The sequence below is a fragment of the Amycolatopsis plumensis genome (assembly GCF_042652605.1).
GTDB lineage: Bacteria > Actinomycetota > Actinomycetes > Mycobacteriales > Pseudonocardiaceae > Amycolatopsis > Amycolatopsis plumensis.
Genome location: NZ_JBHSJY010000001.1, coordinates 5,003,206 through 5,020,956 on the forward strand (window position 1 = coordinate 5,003,206; position 17,751 = coordinate 5,020,956).

Sequence of the window (17,751 nt, forward strand, 5' to 3'; positions counted from 1 at the left end):
TCGTCTCCCCGGCCGACCCTCGACCGTCGCTGCCGGGGGTTCAACACTCCGTAACTGATCCATCGCAGATGCTCCGGTGGATCGGGGCCGATCTGCGGTCCGTGCGACGCAGGGTAATCGTAAGCACCTCCAGGCGGGTCAGTCCAGATTTCAACGACCAATACCCCGTTAGCAGTATCGACCGTGATGTTCCCGCGACCCTCGCCCGCACATTGCGATTAATCGGTTTCAGGATGTGTCGAGTTCACTCGTCAGTGGAAGACGAGCACGGAAGCGGCTGTCGCGATCACGGCCAGCGACGCGATCGCGGGCAGCAGGCGGCTCGGAGGCCCCGGTTCGGCGGCGCGCAAGGCCCGTTCGCGGTGCCTTCCGATGGCCGCTAGCAGGGCTGATGTGCCTGCGGCGAGCAAAACCGGGATCAGCGTGCCACCCCAATGGCGCTGGGCGGCGGAGTGCAGGAGCAGTACCGTGCAGGCGGCGGACGAGAGTGCCGTCCGCCGCCAGGCGAGGCCGGTTCGCTCGGCCTGAGCGCCGCGAGGGGTGGTCACGGCCGGATCTCGGAGGGTGTGTCGGCATTTTTGACGTCACGATAATCGCGAACCGGCGGTATTCGCGTCCGGTGCGACTCCTCGTCCGGGGTCGGCGAGCCGGCTTGCCGGGACGCCCGCCCGGCCGGACCGGTTTTCCCGGCCGTCACCGTCCGCTGCCTTCCGTGTCACTCACGAGACCACCAGCAGCACGGCCGCGGCGACGATGAGCGCCAGCAGGCCGCCCGTCAGCGCCAGGATCATCCGGCTGGGCGGCAGCGGTTCGCCGGCCCGCATCGCGATCTGCACCCGCCGCCACCGCGGATAGGCGGTCGCGGCGAGGATCGCGGCCAGTGCGACGCACAACCCGGCGAGCACCGCACTCGCGGCGGCCGGCGACGGCACCAGCTGGTGCACCGCCACGCCGCCGGCGAGCAGGCCGAGGGCGGTGCGGAGCCAGGCGAGGAAGGTGCGTTCGTTGGCCAGCGTGAACCGGTAGTCCGGTTCGGTGCCGCCCGAGTGCGGCTTGATGTCGTCCCGCTCGATGTCGTCCCCGGCCACGTCCGCAGACGCTAGCCGGTGTGGGCCGCCGCGGCCGGTTCGGTGCGGTGCGCGAAGACCCACCAGCGCAGCACGGCGAACCGCACGAACCCGCCGACCAGGCTGGCCAGCAGCAGCGTGCCGGTCTCCTCCCACGACGTCGGCCGGTCGACGAAGGCGTCGAGGAGGGCCAGCACGGCCGAGCCGTACAGGGCGTAGAAGGCGAAGGTGAGCACGTCCTGCAAGTGCCGCTTCCCGGCGTTGCTGGGACGACCGGCGAAGGTGACCCGGCGGTGGAATTCGGTGTTCCCGACCGTGGTGAGCGCGATCGCGACCAGGTTCGCCACCTGGGAGCCGAGTTCGTCGCGCAGGAGGAGGAACAGGACGGCCTGGACGCCGGTGGTGACCACGCCGGCCACGACGTACCACGCCGCGTGGGTGCCGAGTTCGTGGTGGCGGTCCGGGTCGGTGGCGAGCAGCCGGTGCTCCGGTGCGCACCTGGTGGTGGCCATGATCCCAACCTACCCGCATTTACAAAATTGTGAATGTGTTAAACCCTGTGATCCCTGCGACACCGCGGGGTTTCGCCGCCCCGCCGCCCGGGGTAGGTCACCGGCGTGAGATGTTCCCGACGCGCCAGGAGGGCCAGTGAGTGACCGTGACTCGGCCGAACCGCAGAGCTTGAGCCCCAGCGAGGCGCTGGACGAGGACGAGCTGCGGGTGGACTCGCTCGAGGAGGGCATGGAGCCGCCCGAGCACTGGAGTGCCGCCGACCGGTACGGCACCACGCCGCGGGAGATCCGCGAAGGCGAGCCGATGGACTTGCGCCTGGCCGAAGAGGTGCCTGACGCCGAGCCGGAGCCGGTCCCGGAGCGCCCGCTCGCGGCGACGCCGGCGGCGGAGCTCGACGAGTCGATCGAGGACGCCCCGCCGGACTTTGAGCCCGTGGTGCCGGAGGACACCGTGCCGCGTCGCCATTCGAACCAGGGCAGGCGCGAGACCACGGACTACGCCGGCGAATCGGTGGCGGACGCCATTCGCGCGGCACGCGAGGGCTGATCCGCTCAGACTGCACGTCCGTTCGGGCGCCCCTAGCGTGGGGGAAATTATCGGACCGCGACGAAGGGAAGGCCGAAAATGCTGACCGTGACCGAAGCCGCCGCCGAGGCGATCACCGCACTGACCAGCCAGGGGGACGGCGAGGCCGGGCTGCGCCTGGCCGTCCAGGACGCCGACGGCGAGAGCGCCCAGCTGGCGCTGTCGGTGGCCCCCGAGCCGGCCGAGGGCGACAGCGTGCTGGGCGAGGCCGAGGGACCGAAGGTGTTCCTCGAGCCCCAGGCGGCCGCGCTGCTGGACGACAAGGTGCTCGACGTCCAGGAGGACCAGTCGGGCGGCGTGGCGTTCGCCGTGCTGCCCCAGCACACGAGCTGACCGCGGCGGACGGGCCTTTCGCGCCTCGGGTGCGGAAGGCCCGTCCGCTCGCGCGGCGGACGGCGGGGCAGGTCGTCGGGTTCGGCCCGGATGCCTCTGGTTCCCCGCCGCCCGAAGCCCGTCCGCTATTTGTCCCGCCAGGCGCGAACCAGCTCCGCCGCCCGTTTCCGCAGCAGCTCCGCCGCGTGCTTCCGCGCGTGATCCAGCGAAGGGGCGTGGTCGATCAGCGCGCTGCTCCCCACCACCCCCAACCGCGCCAGCCCCGCCGCGTCGAGCTGGATCCGTCCGGCCAGCGCCAGCAGCGGCACCCCGCGCGGCCGCGCCCGGTCCGCGATTCCCGCTGGGGCCTTGCCGTTCAAGCTCTGCTCGTCCAGCGATCCCTCGCCGGTGATGACCAGATCCGCGCCCTCCAGCGCCTGATCGACTCCGGTCAGCCCCGCGATCAGATCGAACCCGGACTCGACACTCGCGCCGAGGGCGATCGCGGCCGCCGCCACCCCGCCGCCGGCGCCCGATCCCGGCACCCGCGTGACGTCCGGCGCGCCGCCCACCTGCAGCGCGTGCGCCCACCGGCCCAGCCCCTCGTCGAGCAGCGCCACCTCTTCGGGCCCGGCTCCCTTCTGCGGCCCGAACACCGCCGCCGCGCCTTCCGGGCCCAGCAGCGGATTCGTCACGTCGGTCGCGACCGCCACCCGCACGCCGTCCAGCCGCTCCCGCACCGGCGCCAGCTCCGTCGAGGCCACCCGCGTCAGCGTCCCGCCGCCCAGGCCGACCGGCGCACCGAACGCGTCGAGCACCCCGGCGCCGAGCGCCCCCAGCATCCCGGCCCCGCCGTCGGTGCTGGCCGTGCCGCCGACCGTGAGCACGAGCCGCTTCGCGCCGTGCACCAGCGCGTCCGCCAAGAGCTCGCCGACACCCCAGGTGTGCGCGGCCAGCGCCGTCGACGGCGAAGGTTCGACGAATTCGATGCCACACGCGCGCGCCGACTCCACGTACGCGGTGCCGTCCAGCACCGCGTACCGCGCCCGGACCGATTCCTCGAGCGGCCCGCGAACCGTCATCCGCACGATGTGCGCGCCCGCCGCCTCGAGCACGTCCAGCGTGCCTTCGCCGCCGTCGGCGATCGGGCAGGTGACGATTTCCGCGTCCGGCAAGGCATCGCGCACGCCGAGCGCGATCGCCTCCGCGGCCTCGACCGCGGTGAGACTGCCCTTGAACTTGTCGGGCGCGATGACGACCCGGGTCACGGCTTCACCTCCGTCAGCGGGGGACGCCCGGCGAGCACCGCCGCGACGTTGCGCGCGGCCAGCACGGCCATCGCGGTGCGGGTTTCGACCGTCGCGGACCCCAGGTGCGGGCTGAGCACGACGTCGTCCCGGCCGAGCAACCGCGGTTCGACCTCGGGTTCCTTCTCGAACACGTCGAGCGCGGCGCCGGCGATCTCCCCGGCTTCCAGTGCGTCGGCCAGCGCGGCTTCGTCGACGACCGGGCCGCGGGTGGTGTTCACCAGGTACGCCCCGGGTTTCATGGCGCGCAACGCGGCGGCGTCGATGAGGTGCCGCGTCTCGGGTGTCAGCGGGCAGTGCAGCGAGACGACGTCCGAACGTGCCAGCAGCTCCTCGAAGGACACGTACTCGGCCTCCGTGTCCTGTTTGGACCGTCCGGAGTAGACGACGGACATCCCGAACGCCGCGGCCCGGTGCGCCACCGCCCGCCCGATCTGCCCGAACCCGACGATGCCCAGCGTCTTGCCCTGCAGCCCGGAGCCGAGCAGGAAGCCGAGGTGGAACGACCACGGCGTGCGCGACCGCAGCAGCCGTTCGCCCTCGCCGAGCCGCCGCGTGACGGCGAGCAGCAGCCCGAAGGTGAGATCGGCTGTGGCGTCGGTGAGCACACCGGGTGTGTTGGTGACGACGACCCCGCGCGACGCCAGCGCGGCGACGTCCACGTTGTCGTACCCGACGGCGACGTTCGCGACCACCTTCAACTGCGGCCCGGCGGCGTCGGCCAGCGCGCCGTCGAGCCGGTCGTGCAGCATCCCGACGACCGCCGACGCGCCGCCGACGAACTCGTGCAGTTCCGCAGGCGTCAGCGGACGATCGGCGGGGGAGACCTCCACGTCGCCTGCTTCGGCGAGGAGCTTCACCGCGTCGTCGGGAATCCATCGGGTCACCGCGATCTTGGCCACGACGACAGCCTAAATCAAGGCACCGACAGTTTTCGGGGGTTCGGGTGGCGGAGCCCCCGACCTGGGGCGAAGCCCCAGATGTCACCGACAATTCAGCCCACCCGCGTCAGCCGCACCACCGCGCTCGCGTACCCGCTGCCGGGGAACTCGAGGTCCCATCCGTGGCTCAGCAACACCGCGCCGTAGTGCACCACTCCGTCCTGATCGCGGTACAGCCCGGCCGGATCCAGCCCCGCGAGCCGTGGCGGCGTGAACGGCCGCGCGAACTCGGTGGGCCGCCGCCAGAAGAACACGACCACGGAATCGCCAAGGACGTACTGCACGGCCGTCAGCGCCGAGACCGCCGGATCCGCCAGCCGGTACAGCGTGCCGTGCTGCACCACCGGCCGGATCTCCTTGTACAGCGCCACGAGCGACGCCGCTTCGGCGAGTTCGTCCGGTGTCCAGCGCGGCAGATCGCCGCCCAGGCCGAGCACGCCCGCCATCGCCACGTGGAACCGGAAGCTCAGCGGTGCCTCCCGCCGGGTCGCCGGGTTCGGGCTGTCGGTCACCCAGGCCGACATCGTGCCCGCCGGGTAGATCTGGCCGTAGCCGTGCTGGATGGTGATCCGGTCGGCCGCGTCGGTGTTGTCCGACGCCCAGATCTCGTCGGTGCGCGCGAGGATCCCCAGGTCGGTGCGTCCGCCACCGCCCGCGCAGCCCTGGATCCGCAGGTTCGGGTGGTCGGCGCGCAGCCGGTCCAGGATTGCGTACACCGCGCGGATGTGCCCGGTCCACAGCCGCTGCGCGTCCGGCCCCGCCTCCGGCCAGCCGGCCTCGGTGAACGCGCGGTTCATGTCCCACTTGAGGTAGTCGATGCCGTGCTCGCCGACCAGCTCGTCGAGCCACCGGTGGGCCCAGTCCGCGACGTCCGGCCGCGCGAAGTTCAGGACGAGCTGGTTGCGCAAGGTCGTTCGCGACCGGTTGGCCATGTGCAGCACCCAGTCCGGGTGTGCGCGGTAGAGGTCGCTGTCCGGGTTGACCATCTCCGGCTCGACCCACAGCCCGAACTGCATCCCGTGCGCGTGCACGGCGTCGACCAGTGGCCGCAGCCCGCGCGGGAAGCGCCGGTCGTTGGCGATCCAGTCGCCGAGCCCGGCGGAGTCGCCGGTGCGGGCGCCGAACCAGCCGTCGTCCATGACGAACAGTTCCGCGCCGAGCTTCGCGGCCGCCGCGGCGAGCTCGGTCTCGGTGCGCTCGTCGACGTCCCAGCCGGTGGCTTCCCAGGAGTTGTAGACGACCGGCCGCACTTCGTCCGGGTGCGGCTGGACGAACTCGCGGACATACGCGTGCCACCGGCGGCTGGTGCCGCCGAAGCCGTCGGCCGCGTAGAGCCCGGCGAACACCGGCGTCTCCCACGTCTCGCCCGGGTGCAGCCGCCAGGCGACGTGCTCGTGGCCGAACCCGCCGGTCCACGTGACGCGCCCGGTGTGCGTGCGCTCGACGGTGATCCGCCAGCTGCCGCTCCAGGCCAGTGCGCTGCTCCACACCTCTCCTGCGCTCTCCGTCGCGTCGCCGTCGTCGAGCATCACCCACGGGTTGGCCTGGTGGCTGGAGGAGCCGCGGCGGCTGGTGAGCGTGGTTTCGCCGACCGGCAGCGGTTCGCGCAGCACGCGGTACTCGGCGTTCCACGCGCCGGAGGTGTGGCTCAGCCGCGCGCCGTCACGCCGGGGGAGCGTCCACGATGCGGAATCCGTGCGCAGCAAGGCGATCGGCTCTTCGGAGCCGGTGTGCCGCAGCGACGTCCACCGCTCGACGACGTCGCCGCGGACGCGGTAGTGCAGGGACAGGGCGAGCGGGTAGTGCCGGTCGGTGAGGCGTACGACGAGCGTGTCGTCTTCGAACGCGAAGCCGTCGTAACGCCACTCGAGCGCCGAAGTCCCGTCGGCGTACCGGACGGCCAGCGCCGCGACGCCGAAGAACGCGCCGCCCTCGGCCGGGAGCTCCTGCCGCTCGTCGCCGGGCTCGTCGAAGCTGCTGTCGGCCGGGTTGCGCCGCGCGGCGACCTGCGTGGCCTGCTCCAGGGTCAGCGGCGGGCCCCAGTGGACGTGCTGCGGGCGGTCGTCGGCGTCCAGCCGGAAGGCGTACGAGCTTTCGGGCGTGCGCAGCAGCCAAAGCCGGCGCGCGGGGTCGTGTTCGACGAGCGACATGCCCGACAGCGTAGAGCCGACCAGGGCAAAAATAAATTCTTGACGAAGTTAATTAAATCTACTTACCCTTCCGGCCATGCCTCGCAGTGCACCGGCAAGGGCGCCGATCACCAGCCCCGCGGCCGCGACCGTGTTCACCACTGTCCTGACCGAAGGGCCGGTGTCCCGCGTCGACGTCGCCCGCCGCACCGGCCTCTCCTCCGCCGCGGTCACCAAGGCCGCCCGGCCCTTCATCGAAGCCGGTTACCTCGAGGAACTCGCCTCCGAAGGGCGTACCGCGCCGGGGGCGGGCCGTCCGGCGAACCCTCTGGCCATCCGGCCGGACCGCGAGTACTTCGTCGGCGTCAAGATCACCGGTGACGACCTGATCGGCGTGGTCACCGACCTGCGTGCCGATGTCCGGGCCGGCGCCCGCCACGCGTTGACGAGCCACGACGTCGGTCACGTCGTGCAGGCGCTGGCCGACCTCGTCGGCGAGCTGCTGACCGGCGCGCTTCGCGAGCGCGCCTACTGCCTGGGGATCGCGGTGTCGGGCGACGTCGACCGGGCGTCCGGCGTCGTCCGGTACTCGCCGTTCCTCGGCTGGCGGGACGTGCCGCTGGCCGAACTCCTCGAGGAGGCCACGGGGCTGACCGTGACCTTGGAAAACGACGTCAAGGCCCTCGCCGTCGCCGAGCAGTGGTTCGGGGAAGGCGTCGGGGTGTCGTCGTTCGCGCTGGTCACGGTGGGGACCGGTATCGGCAGCGCGCTGGTCGTCAACGGCGATCTCGTCCGCGGCGCCCACGGTGTCGCCGGGGAGATCGGGCACGTCCCGGTCGCCGACGGCGGCCCGTCGTGCCACTGCGGTGGCCGGGACTGCGTCGAGGCGATCGCGTCCACCGAAGCAATTCTGACGCGCGCCCGGCAGGTCACCGGCGAGCCCGGGTTGTCGATGGACGACGCCGTGACGCGCGCCCGCGGCGGCGACGAGCCGCTCCGGGAGGTCTTCGCCGGGGCGGGGCATGCGATCGGCCTGGGGCTGGCCGCGCTGGTCAACTTGTTCGGGCCGGAGCGGGTGGTCGTCTCCGGGGAAGGCGTCGCCGCCTACGACCTGTTCGAAGACCGGATCCGCCGGACCTTCGCGGTCCAGGCGTTCGGCAGCGCCGCCCGGTGCGGCCTGGTCATCCGGCCGCTGCCGTTCGAGGAGTGGGCGCGGGGCGCGGCCGCCGTCGCCATCCAAAGCCTTTTCGTCGCCGGGAGCGGCTGAAAAGCCCCTTCCGCCTGCCTTCGTCATCCATTGGGTGGAAGACGTCTGGTCGGGGCCCGAGCCACCGTGCTATGTTCGGTTGCAGAACGAGTGTGCGTAATGCGAACGGATGCGGAGCGTGGGATGGCGGAGCTGCTGTCACTGGAGGAGGCCGTGGCCCGGCTGGTGCACGACGGCGACACCGTCGCGCTCGAAGGGTTCACGCACCTCATCCCGGTCGCGGCCGGGCACGAGATCATCCGGCAGCGCAAGCGTGACCTCACGCTGGTGCGGATGACCCCGGACATCGTCTACGACCAGCTGATCGGCGCCGGCTGCGCGCGCAAGCTGATCTTTTCGTGGGGCGGCAACCCGGGAGTCGGCTCCCTGCACCGGTTCCGGGACGCCGTCCAGCACGACTGGCCGGTGCCGTTGGAGATCGAGGAACACAGTCACGCGGGCATGGCGAACCGGTACGTGGCCGGCGCGTCCGGCCTGCCGTTCGCGGTGCTGCGCGGCTACACCGGCACCGACCTGCCGGCGCAGACGGCCACGATCAAGCCGATCACCTGCCCGTTCACCGGCGAGCGGCTGACGGCGGTGCCGGCGCTGAACCCGGACGTCTCGATCATCCACGCGCAGCGCGCCGACCGCGGCGGCAACGTCCAGCTGTGGGGCATCACGGGGGTCCAGAAGGAAGCGGTCCTGGCGGCGAAGCGGTCGATCGTGACGGTCGAGGAAGTCGTCGACGAGCTGGAACCCCGCCCCGGCGCGGTGGTCCTCCCGGCGTGGGTCGTCACGGCGGTGGCCGAAGTGCCCGGTGGCGCGAAGCCGTCGTACGCGGCGGGGTACTACGAGCGGGACAACTCGGCGTACCAGGCGTGGGACGAGGTCGGGCGCGACCGCGAGGAGTTCACGAAGTGGCTGAACGAGCTGACCGGGGTGACGGCATGAGCGCGGGGTACACCTCCGACGAGATGATGAGCGTCGCGGCCGCCCGCGCCCTCGGCGACGGCATGTCCTGCTTCGTCGGCATCGGCCTGCCGAGCAAGGCGGCCAACCTGGCCCGCCGCGCGCACGCGCCGAACCTGACGCTGATCTACGAATCCGGCTGCCTGGGCGCCAAGCCGTCCCGCCTGCCGCTGTCGATCGGCGACGGCGAGCTGGCCGAGACCGCGGACGCGGTGATCAGCGTGCCGGAGGTGTTCAATTACTGGCTCCAGCCCGGCCGCATCGACGTGGGCTTCCTCGGCGCGGCCCAGCTGGACAAGTTCGGCAACATCAACACCACGGTGATCGGCTCGGACTACCACGACCCCAAGGTCAGGTTGCCGGGCGCGGGCGGCGCCCCGGAGATCGCCGCCTCGTGCGGCGAGGTGTTCATCGTGCTGCGCCAGAACCCCCGGGCGTTCGTGGAGAAGGTGGACTTCGTGACGTCGCTCGGTCACGGGACGGGCAAGGGCGACCGCGAGAAGCTGGGCCTCCCCGGCCGCGGCCCGACGCTGGTGGTGACCGACCTGGGCCTCCTGCGCCCCGACCCGGAGACGGCCGAGCTGACGTTGACGCAGCTCCACCCCGGCGTGGACCTCGACAGCGCCATCGCGGCCACGGGGTGGAAACTGAAGGTGTCCGACGACCTCGAGACCACCCCGGCCCCCACGGAGCAGGAGCTGACCCTCCTGCGAGACCTGGAGAAGGCGAGCGCATGACCGACGTCTACATCCTCGACGCGATCCGCACCCCGTTCGGCCGCTACGGCGGCGCACTGGCCGGTGTCCGTCCCGACGACCTCGCCGCCGGCGTGCTCAAGGCGCTCCAGCAGCGCAACGACCTCGACCCGTCCACAGTGGACGAGGTCACCCTCGGCGACGCGAACGGCGCGGGCGAGGACAACCGCAACGTCGCCCGCATGGCCGCCCTCCTCGCGGGCTGGCCGACGACCGTCCCCGGCAGCACGGTCAACCGCCTCTGCGGCTCCGGCCTCGACGCCGTCATCCAGGCCAGCCGCGCGATCCAGACCGGCGACGCCTCCCTCGTCGTCGCGGGCGGCGTCGAGTCCATGACCCGCTCGCCGCTGGTCATGCCGAAGCCGGAAAAGGCTTTCCCCACCGGCAACCAGACCCTCTACAACACCGCGCTCGGCTGGCGCATGGTCAACCCGGCGATGCCGTCGCAGTGGACGATCTCCCTCGGCGAGTCCACCGAGCAGCTCGCCGAGCGCTACGGCATCGGCCGCGACGAGCAGGACGCCTTCGCCGCCCGCAGCCACGTCAACGCCGCCAAGGCCTGGGACGAAGGCTTCTACGACGACCTGGTCGTCCCGGTCGAAGGCGTCGAACTGGCCCGCGACGAAGGCATCCGCGCGGACTCCAGCCCCGAGAAGCTCGCCAAGCTGAAGCCCGCGTTCCGCAAGGAAAACGGCACCGTCACCGCGGGCAACGCCTCCCCGCTGAACGACGGCGCCTCGGCCCTCCTGCTCGGCGACGAAGCCGCCGCGGGCCGGCTCAACGCGACCCCGCTCGCCCGGATCGCCGGCCGCGGCGCGGCGGGCGTCGACCCGGACGTCTTCGGCATCGGCCCGGTGCGCGCGGCGGAGATCGCCCTCGAGCGCGCCGGGATCGGCTGGGACGACCTGGCCGCGGTCGAGCTCAACGAGGCCTTCGCCGCGCAGTCGCTGGCCTGCCTGCGCGACTGGAAGGACCTCGACCCGGAGATCGTGAACACCCACGGCGGCGCGATCGCCATCGGGCACCCGCTCGGCGCGTCCGGCGGCCGGATCCTCGGCACCCTGGCGCACGACCTGCACCGCCGCGGCGGGGGCTGGGGACTCGCCGCCATCTGCATCGGCGTCGGCCAAGGGCTGGCCGTCGTGCTCGAAGGCCGGTAAGGGAGAAGAGAACGTGGCCACTCCGACCGAATTCAGGCTGCCGCGCTACGGGCAAGATCCCGAAGGCACCCACCCGCCCCTCGACTCCAGCGGCTACCGCTCCACGGCGCTGCGGCACCCCAAGCAGGACCTCGTCCTGCTCCCGCAGATGCTGACCGAGGTCACCGGCCCGCTGCTCGGGCCCGGCCGCCTCGGCGAGCACGACAACGACCTCACCCGCCAGCACGCCGGCGAGCCGCAGGGCCAGCGCATCATCGTCACCGGACGGCTCCTAGACGGTGACGGCCACCCGGTGCGCGACTCCCTCGTCGAGATCTGGCAGGCGAACGCGGGCGGCCGCTACCGGCACACCGGCGACCGCTGGCCGTCCCCGCTCGACCCCAACTTCGACGGCGTCGGCCGCACCCTGACCGACAGCGACGGCCGCTACACCTTCACCACCATCAAGCCCGGCGCGTACCCGTGGAAGAACCACGACAACGCCTGGCGCCCGGCGCACATCCACTTCTCGGTGTTCGGCTCGGCGTTCACCCAGCGGCTGGTCACCCAGATGTACTTCCCGGACGATCCGCTGTTCTCGCAGGACCCGATCTTCAACTCGATCCCGGACGAGAAGGCCCGGCAGCGGATGGTCTCGCGCTACGACCACGACATCACGCAGGCGGAGTGGGCACTGGGCTTCCAGTTCGACATCGTGCTGCGCGGGCGCGACGCGTCGGTGTTCGAGGACGAGGAGGACGAGGACGAATGACCAAGCTGCTGCCCACCCCCTCGCAGACCGTCGGCCCGTACCTGTCGATCGGGCTGCCCTGGCCCGACGGCCCGCACGTCGTGCCCGAGGGCACGCCCGGTGCGTTCTGGATCCGCGGGACCGTCCGCGACGGCAACGGCGACCCGGTCCCGGACGCCATGATCGAGACCTGGCAGGCCGACCCCGAGGGCGGCTTCCGCCACCCGGACGACCCGCGCGGCGCGGCGAACGGCGAGTTCCGCGGCTTCGGCCGCTGCCCGACGGAGACCGACGGCACCTACGGGATCTTCACCGTGCTCCCGGGCGTGGTGCCCGGCGAGGGCGGCACCACGCAGGCCCGGCACATCGACGTCTCGGTGTTCGCGCGCGGCCTGCTCAACCGGGTCGTCACGCGGATCTACTTCGAGGACCAGGACAACACCGGTGACCCGGTGCTGGCGACGGTCCCGGAGGAGCGGCGGGGCACCCTGATCGCGGCGAAGACCGAAGACGGGTACCGCTTCGACGTGCGGCTGCAGGGAGACGGCGAAACCGTCTTCTTCCGGGTATGAGCGCCGTGAAGCTGCACCGGGTCGCGGAAGGCCCGGAAGACGGGCCGGTGGTCGTGTTCGGGGGGTCGCTCGGCAGCGACCTGCGGATGTGGGAACCCCAGGTCGCGCCGCTGGTCGAGCGCGGGTTCCGGGTGGTCCGGTACGACGCGCGCGGGCACGGCGGGTCGCCGGTCCCGCCGGGGCCGTACGAGCTCGAAGACCTGGGCACCGACGTCCTGGCGCTGCTCGACGAGCTCGGCGTCGAGCAGGCGCACCACGTGGGCCTGTCGCTCGGCGGCATGACGGGGATGTGGCTCGGCATCCACGCGCCGGACCGGATCGCGAGCCTGGTGCTGTGCTGCACGTCCGCCAAGCTCGGCCCCCCGTCGATGTGGGTGGAGCGGGCCCGCACGGTCCGCGCCGAGGGCACCGCGGCGGTGGCCGAGGCGGGGGTGCAACGCTGGCTGACCCCGGGCTACCGCATACAGCACCCGGACCGGGCGGAGTTCCTCCGGGCGATGATCGCGGCGGTCCCGGCCGAGGGCTACGCGGCCTGCTGCGGCGCGATCGAGCGGATGGACCTGCTCGACCTGCTCCCGAAGATCACCGCGCCCACCCTGGTCATCGCGGGCGAGCACGACCCGGCCACCTCGCCCGGCGAGCACGCCCGGCCGATCGCCGAGGGCATCCCCGGCGCGCGGCTGGAGATCGTGGCGGACGCCGCGCACCTGGGCAGCTACGAGCAGCCGGCGGAGTTCACCCGGCTGATCCTGGACCACTTGGAGCGAACGTGACGGACCGCCACGAGCAGGGCATGAAGGTGCGGCGGGAGGTCCTCGGCGACGAGCACGTCGACCGCGCGGTCGCGGGCACCACGGACTTCAGCCGCCCGTTCCAGGACTACATCACCGAGGGCGCGTGGGGATCGGTGTGGGCCCGCGACGGCCTGGACCGCCGCACGCGCAGCTGCGTGACGCTGGCCGCGCTCACGGCGCTGCAGGCGCACAACGAGCTGGCGATGCACGTCCGGGCGGCGGTCCGCAACGGCCTGACGGCGGCGGAGATCGGCGAGGTCCTGCTCCACACGGCGGTCTACGCCGGAGCACCGGCGGCGAACGCGGCGTTCGCCATCGCCCAGCGCACCCTGGCCGAGCTCGGCGAGCCGAGCGCGGTGCCGAAGGACGCCGGATAGGGTGCCGGGCATGGACGTGACGAGGCCGCCGTTGGACGTCCGGCTGGACAGCGAACCGGCGCACCGTGGAGCCCACCACGTGCAGTCGCTGGAGCGCGGGCTGGCCGTGATCAAGGCGTTCCACGCGGGCGCGTCCGAGCTGACCCTGAGCGACGTGGCCCGCGCGACGGGCCTCACCCGCGCGGCGGCGAGGAGGTTCCTCCTGACCCTGGCCGACCTGGGCTACGTCCGCACCGACGGCAAGTACTTCTCGCTGACGGCCCGCGTGCTGGAGCTGGGCTACGCGTACCTGTCGAGCATGACGCTGCCGGAGGTCGCCCAGCCCCACCTGGAAGAGCTGTCGGCGCGGGTCCACGAGTCGAGCTCGGTCTCGGTGCTGGAGGGCACCGACATCGTGTACGTCGCGCGGGTGGCGGTGTCCCGGATCATGACGGTGAGCATCAACGTGGGCACCCGCTTCCCGGCGTACGCGACGTCGATGGGCCACGTCCTGCTCGCGGGACTCGGCGAGGCGGACCTGGAGGCGTATTTCGAGGTGGCGAGCCTCGACCGCCTGACGGACCACACGGTGACGGCCCCCGCCCACCTCCGCCGGGAGCTGGCCAAGGTGGCCGGCCAGGGCTGGGCGATGGTGGACCAGGAGCTGGAGGAAGGCCTCCGCTCGGTGGCGGCCCCGATCCGCAGCCGCACGGGCCAGGTGGTGGCGGCGGTCAACCTCTCCACCCACGCCAGCCGCACGACGGCCGAGTCGGTGCGGGAGGACCTGGTCCCCCCGCTCCTGGAGACGGCCAGGGCGATCGAAGCGGACTTGGCGGTCGGAGCCCCGGACCGTGCCCGTGGCTGACCCGCCGTACGGCACGCACCAGGCGCGAGTAGCCGACAAGCTCCATCAAGCAACGGCGGGGCTGTTGAGCGAGTCGCTTCAGCGCGCCGGACAAGTGGCCGTGCTGCTCGCGATCGCGGCAGGCTTGTTCTCATGACCGCCTCCCCGCCCGTCGCCGGGCTGTTGCTCGCCGCCGGTGCAGGCAGACGGTTCGGCGGCCCGAAGGCCCTCGTCCGAATCCACGGCGAACCCCTCGTCCTCCGGGCCCTTCGCACCCTCACCGCCGCCGGGTGTGAGCCCGTCCGGGTTGTCGTCGGGGCCTCCGCCGACGAAGTGCGCGCCCTCCTGCCCGACCCGGCCCAGGCCGTCACCGCCGAAGACTGGGCCACCGGCATGGGCGCCTCGCTCCGTGCCGGGCTCGCCGCCCTCGAAGCCACCGATCGGTCCGCCGCGCTCGTGCACCTCGTCGATCTGCCATGGGTCGGCTCCGACATCCTCGCCCGTGTCGCCGCCCGCGCCACCTCCGAAACCGTGGCCCGCGCCGCCTACGATGGCGTTCCCGGTCACCCCGTGCTGCTCGGCCGCCGGTGGTGGGGGGAGGTCACGAACAGCGCCCAGGGCGATCGCGGTGCCCGGGACTGGCTCGCCACCCGCGCCGACCTGACCTTGATCGAGTGCGGTGACCTCGGCAGCGGCCGGGACGTCGACCGCCCCGGCGATCTGGCGGGCCCCGCGTGAAGACCTACGATCGACAGCGTGACGGACTCGCCCGAAGACCTCGCCGCCGCGCTCGACGCGACCGGTTACCTCGCCGATGACGGGCTGGCGACCGCCGGCTTCCTCGCCCTGCGGATGGGCCGCCCGCTCTTCTGCGAGGGCGAGCCCGGCACCGGCAAGACGTCCCTCGCCCTGGCCCTGGCCACCGCGCTGGACCGGCCGCTCGTCCGCCTCCAGTGCCACGAAGGCATCGACGCCGCCCAGGCCCTCTACGAATGGGACTTCCCGCGCCAGCTCCTGCACCTGCGCGCGCTCGAGGCGGCCGGTGGCGGGCAGCTCGACGTCGAGGCCGCGGAACGCTCGCTCTACACCGAGCGGTTCCTCCTGGCCCGGCCGCTGCTGCAGGCCCTGATCACCGCCCCCTGCGTCCTGCTGATCGACGAAATCGACCGCGCCGACGACGAGTTCGAAGCCTTTCTGCTGCAATTGCTCGACGAATACGCCGTGGCCATCCCCGAATTCGGCGAAATCCGCGCCGACCAACCGCCGCTGGTCGTCCTCACTTCCAACCGGACCCGCGAGGTGCACGACGCGCTGAAACGCCGGTGCCTCTACCACTGGCTCGAACACCCGGACCTGGTGCGGGAGGTCGCCATCCTGCGCCGTAGGATTCCGCGGATAAGTGAAGATCTGGCTCGGCAAATTGCCGAGGCGGTGCACCGGCTCCGTGAAATGGATTTGCTGAAACCACCGGGAGTGGCGGAATCACTCGATTGGGCGCGGGCGCTGTTCACCCTTCAGCGTGACGAGCTGGACGCGGCAACGGCGGCGCGAACACTCGGCGCCGTCCTGAAATACAGCGAAGACCTCGACCGGGTCCGGGCGAAACTCGACGCCTTGTTCGCCTGACCGCCCCGGTCGGGGGGCCGGGCGTGGCGATGCGAGGGGAGAACCTGTCGATGAGCGTGGCGGAGACGACGGAGACGAGGCCGCCGTCCGAGGTGGAGCCGGAGCGGCCGGCCGGTCCGCCGGCCACCCGGCCGGGGTGGCGGGGCAAGCTCGCCGCGGTGGCCGCGGTGCTCGGCGGCACCGCGCTGATCGCCGTGCACGCCGCCCTCTACGGCCACTGGATGATCGACGACGCGGCCATCACGTTCGCCTACTCGCGCAACGTCGCCGACGGCTTCGGGCCGGTGCTGCAGCCCGGTGCCGCGCCGGTCGAGGGATATTCCAACCCGACCTGGATGATCCTGCTGGCCCTCGGCAAGCTCGTCGGCCTGTTCGACCACGGCACGCTCTTCGGGGTCTCCGACCAGATCCTCTTCCCGAAGGCGCTCGCGCTCGCCTGCTGCGCGGGCATCCTCGTGCTGTTCTACTTCGGGGCGAAGGTGCTGAGCCGCCGACCGGCCCTGATCACCTTCGTCGCCGGGGCCGCGCTCGCCGCGATCCCGTCGTTCGTCATCTGGTGCTTCTCCGGGCTGGAGAACTCCTTCTACGCCCTCACGGTCGCCGCGCTCGCGGTGGTGATCGTGCGCGCGACCCACAGCGGCCGGCTGCTGGACACCCAGGTCGCCCTCGGCACCGGGCTGATCGCCGTGCTCGCCGCGCTGACCCGGCCCGACGGGATCATCTACGCCGGTGCGTACCCAATCGTCCTCCTGCTGTTCCTCAAGCGGGACCTGCTCGGCCGCAGCGTCCGCGCGGCCGTCGTCTCGGTCGCCGCTTTCGCCGTCCCGTTCGGCGCCTACATGATCTTCCGCTGGTTCGAGTTCGGCCGCCTGGTGCCGAACACGGCCGTCGCGAAGGGGCAGGAGCCGCCGACGGTCGAGGACCTCGCCCGCCCCGGCGAAATCGTCTCCTACGTGGGCTGGCTGATCGTCGCGGTCGCCGTCGCGTGCCTGGTGCTGCTGATGGTCCGGCCGTCGCGCTTGCGCACCGGGCTGATCGCGCTGATGGTGCCGTTCGGGCTCACCGTGGTGGCCTACATCGTCCTCGAGTTCGACTGGATGGGGCAGCTGCGCTTCGCCACGCCGGTGTGGACGCTCGGCGCGTTCGGCGGCGCGATCGTCGTCGTCGAGGCGCTGGCCGCGGCCCGGCTGCGCGGCCGGATCGTGCTCGCGTGCCTGCTCGTGGTGGCGCTGGTCAGCTCGGTGAGCGGGCTCTACGACCAGGGCACGTCCTACCGCGCCAACGTCAAGACCGCGTTCTGCATCGTGGCCGAGCGCGACGCCCGGACCATCAACGGCCTCGCGGACATCCTGAAGCTGCCCGACTCGGCCCAGGTCGGCCTGATCGACCTCGGCGGAACGTCGCTGGGCAGCCGCCTCCGGGTGCTCGACCTGGCCGGCCTCGGCGACAAGCAGGTCGCCGACTACCTGCACGAGTCCGACGTGACCGGCGTCCGCAACCTCGTCTTCACCAAGGCCAAGCCCGAGCTGATCACGTTCATCGGCTCGTGGATCGCCACGCTGGGCTTCGACCAGGACCCGCGGTTCGAGCGCGAATACGCGACGATCTTCGTCAACCCGCCGATCGGCAACCTGACCGTCGATTCGCGCAACTGGGTCAGCTACCACGTCCGGCGCGACCTGGTCGACGACGCGAAGCTCGCGGAACTCAAGGCCTACACGCAGAAGACGCTGCCGCCGCTGCTGGAGCTGAACAAGGGGGCCGGTCTGCGCGGCTGCGCGAACGTCCAGCCCGGCTTCAAGGCCGCCGCCTGACCCGAGAACCCGGCGCCCGCCTCGATGG

The 17,751-nt window shown here is 72.1% G+C and carries 20 protein-coding genes and 1 pseudogene; 14 read left to right on the top strand and 7 right to left on the bottom strand.

Annotated elements, in window-relative coordinates; genetic code table 11:
• Nucleotides 1-413 precede the first annotated feature (413 nt).
• The 4 genes and pseudogenes from ACFPLC_RS24200 to ACFPLC_RS24215 all read right to left on the bottom strand — a co-directional run.
• Nucleotides 414-548: pseudogene (locus ACFPLC_RS24200) on the bottom strand (DUF202 domain-containing protein); the annotation flags it as partial.
• Nucleotides 545-697 carry a hypothetical protein gene (locus tag ACFPLC_RS24205; RefSeq protein WP_378235929.1) on the bottom strand — a complete coding sequence of 51 codons (153 nt, stop codon included), beginning with the start codon at nt 695-697 and terminating at the stop codon, nt 545-547. The gene ACFPLC_RS24205 and the pseudogene ACFPLC_RS24200, both read right to left, overlap by 4 nt.
• A gap of 22 nt (nt 698-719) precedes the next feature.
• Nucleotides 720-1,073 carry a YidH family protein gene (locus ACFPLC_RS24210; RefSeq protein ID WP_378204527.1) on the bottom strand — a complete coding sequence of 118 codons (354 nt, stop codon included), beginning with the start codon at nt 1,071-1,073 and terminating at the stop codon, nt 720-722.
• A gap of 26 nt (nt 1,074-1,099) precedes the next feature.
• Nucleotides 1,100-1,579, bottom strand: coding sequence for a GtrA family protein (locus ACFPLC_RS24215; RefSeq protein WP_378204422.1), 480 nt, complete (start codon nt 1,577-1,579; stop codon nt 1,100-1,102).
• A gap of 136 nt (nt 1,580-1,715) precedes the next feature.
• Between ACFPLC_RS24215 and ACFPLC_RS24220 the strand changes: the two genes are divergently transcribed.
• Both ACFPLC_RS24220 and ACFPLC_RS24225 read left to right on the top strand, forming a co-directional pair.
• Nucleotides 1,716-2,126 carry a hypothetical protein gene (locus ACFPLC_RS24220; RefSeq protein ID WP_378204425.1) on the top strand — a complete coding sequence of 137 codons (411 nt, stop codon included), beginning with the start codon at nt 1,716-1,718 and terminating at the stop codon, nt 2,124-2,126.
• 78 nt (nt 2,127-2,204) lie between these two features.
• Entirely contained in the window at nt 2,205-2,498 is a 294-nt protein-coding gene (locus ACFPLC_RS24225) for an iron-sulfur cluster biosynthesis family protein (RefSeq protein ID WP_378204428.1), read from the top strand.
• Nucleotides 2,499-2,623: 125 nt separating this feature from the next.
• Here ACFPLC_RS24225 and ACFPLC_RS24230 read toward each other — a convergent pair whose 3' ends face one another.
• The 3 genes from ACFPLC_RS24230 to ACFPLC_RS24240 all read right to left on the bottom strand — a co-directional run bounded on the left by ACFPLC_RS24230 (nt 2,624) and on the right by ACFPLC_RS24240 (nt 6,875).
• The gene (locus ACFPLC_RS24230) at nt 2,624-3,745 is read right to left on the bottom strand and encodes a glycerate kinase (RefSeq protein WP_378204431.1); all 1,122 of its coding nucleotides are present in this window, start codon (nt 3,743-3,745) and stop codon (nt 2,624-2,626) included.
• Nucleotides 3,742-4,686 (bottom strand): 2-hydroxyacid dehydrogenase, encoded by a 945-nt coding sequence (locus ACFPLC_RS24235; protein ID WP_378204434.1) that lies wholly within the window; start codon nt 4,684-4,686, stop codon nt 3,742-3,744. The genes ACFPLC_RS24230 and ACFPLC_RS24235 overlap by 4 nt, the downstream gene beginning before the upstream one ends.
• A 92-nt stretch (nt 4,687-4,778) precedes the next feature.
• Nucleotides 4,779-6,875, bottom strand: coding sequence for an alpha-galactosidase (locus tag ACFPLC_RS24240; RefSeq protein WP_378204437.1), 2,097 nt, complete (start codon nt 6,873-6,875; stop codon nt 4,779-4,781).
• A gap of 76 nt (nt 6,876-6,951) precedes the next feature.
• Here ACFPLC_RS24240 and ACFPLC_RS24245 point away from each other — a divergent pair, with 76 nt between their 5' ends.
• The 12 genes from ACFPLC_RS24245 to ACFPLC_RS24300 all read left to right on the top strand — a co-directional run bounded on the left by ACFPLC_RS24245 (nt 6,952) and on the right by ACFPLC_RS24300 (nt 17,723).
• Nucleotides 6,952-8,121: an ROK family protein gene (locus tag ACFPLC_RS24245; protein ID WP_378204440.1), complete on the top strand. Its 1,170-nt coding sequence runs from the start codon at nt 6,952-6,954 to the stop codon at nt 8,119-8,121.
• A 123-nt stretch (nt 8,122-8,244) separates the two neighbouring features.
• Nucleotides 8,245-9,054, top strand: coding sequence for a CoA transferase subunit A (locus ACFPLC_RS24250; protein ID WP_378204443.1), 810 nt, complete (start codon nt 8,245-8,247; stop codon nt 9,052-9,054).
• Nucleotides 9,051-9,809, top strand: a complete 759-nt coding sequence (locus ACFPLC_RS24255; RefSeq protein WP_378204530.1) for a CoA-transferase subunit beta — start codon at nt 9,051-9,053, stop codon at nt 9,807-9,809. Before ACFPLC_RS24250 ends, ACFPLC_RS24255 begins: the two co-directional genes overlap by 4 nt.
• A complete protein-coding gene (locus tag ACFPLC_RS24260) occupies nt 9,806-10,987 on the top strand; it encodes a thiolase family protein (RefSeq protein WP_378204446.1) in 1,182 nt (393 codons plus the stop codon). The genes ACFPLC_RS24255 and ACFPLC_RS24260 overlap by 4 nt, the downstream gene beginning before the upstream one ends.
• 13 nt (nt 10,988-11,000) lie before the next feature.
• A complete protein-coding gene (gene pcaH / locus ACFPLC_RS24265; RefSeq protein WP_378204449.1) occupies nt 11,001-11,738 on the top strand; it encodes a protocatechuate 3,4-dioxygenase subunit beta in 738 nt (245 codons plus the stop codon).
• The gene (gene pcaG, locus ACFPLC_RS24270; RefSeq protein ID WP_378204452.1) at nt 11,735-12,289 is read left to right on the top strand and encodes a protocatechuate 3,4-dioxygenase subunit alpha; all 555 of its coding nucleotides are present in this window, start codon (nt 11,735-11,737) and stop codon (nt 12,287-12,289) included. Before pcaH ends, pcaG begins: the two co-directional genes overlap by 4 nt.
• Entirely contained in the window at nt 12,286-13,062 is a 777-nt protein-coding gene (gene pcaD / locus ACFPLC_RS24275; protein WP_378204455.1) for a 3-oxoadipate enol-lactonase, read from the top strand. Before pcaG ends, pcaD begins: the two co-directional genes overlap by 4 nt.
• Complete coding sequence (pcaC, locus tag ACFPLC_RS24280) at nt 13,059-13,460, top strand: 4-carboxymuconolactone decarboxylase (RefSeq protein WP_378204457.1); 402 nt, start codon at nt 13,059-13,061, stop codon at nt 13,458-13,460. The genes pcaD and pcaC overlap by 4 nt, the downstream gene beginning before the upstream one ends.
• A 10-nt stretch (nt 13,461-13,470) precedes the next feature.
• Entirely contained in the window at nt 13,471-14,304 is an 834-nt protein-coding gene (locus ACFPLC_RS24285; protein WP_378204460.1) for an IclR family transcriptional regulator domain-containing protein, read from the top strand.
• A gap of 132 nt (nt 14,305-14,436) precedes the next feature.
• The gene (locus tag ACFPLC_RS24290; RefSeq protein WP_378204463.1) at nt 14,437-15,021 is read left to right on the top strand and encodes a nucleotidyltransferase family protein; all 585 of its coding nucleotides are present in this window, start codon (nt 14,437-14,439) and stop codon (nt 15,019-15,021) included.
• A gap of 18 nt (nt 15,022-15,039) precedes the next feature.
• Complete coding sequence (locus tag ACFPLC_RS24295) at nt 15,040-15,909, top strand: AAA family ATPase (protein WP_378204466.1); 870 nt, start codon at nt 15,040-15,042, stop codon at nt 15,907-15,909.
• 50 nt (nt 15,910-15,959) lie between these two features.
• On the top strand, nt 15,960-17,723 hold the full coding sequence (locus tag ACFPLC_RS24300; RefSeq protein WP_378204533.1) for a hypothetical protein: 1,764 nt from the start codon (nt 15,960-15,962) through the stop codon (nt 17,721-17,723).
• Nucleotides 17,724-17,751: the final 28 nt, after the last annotated feature.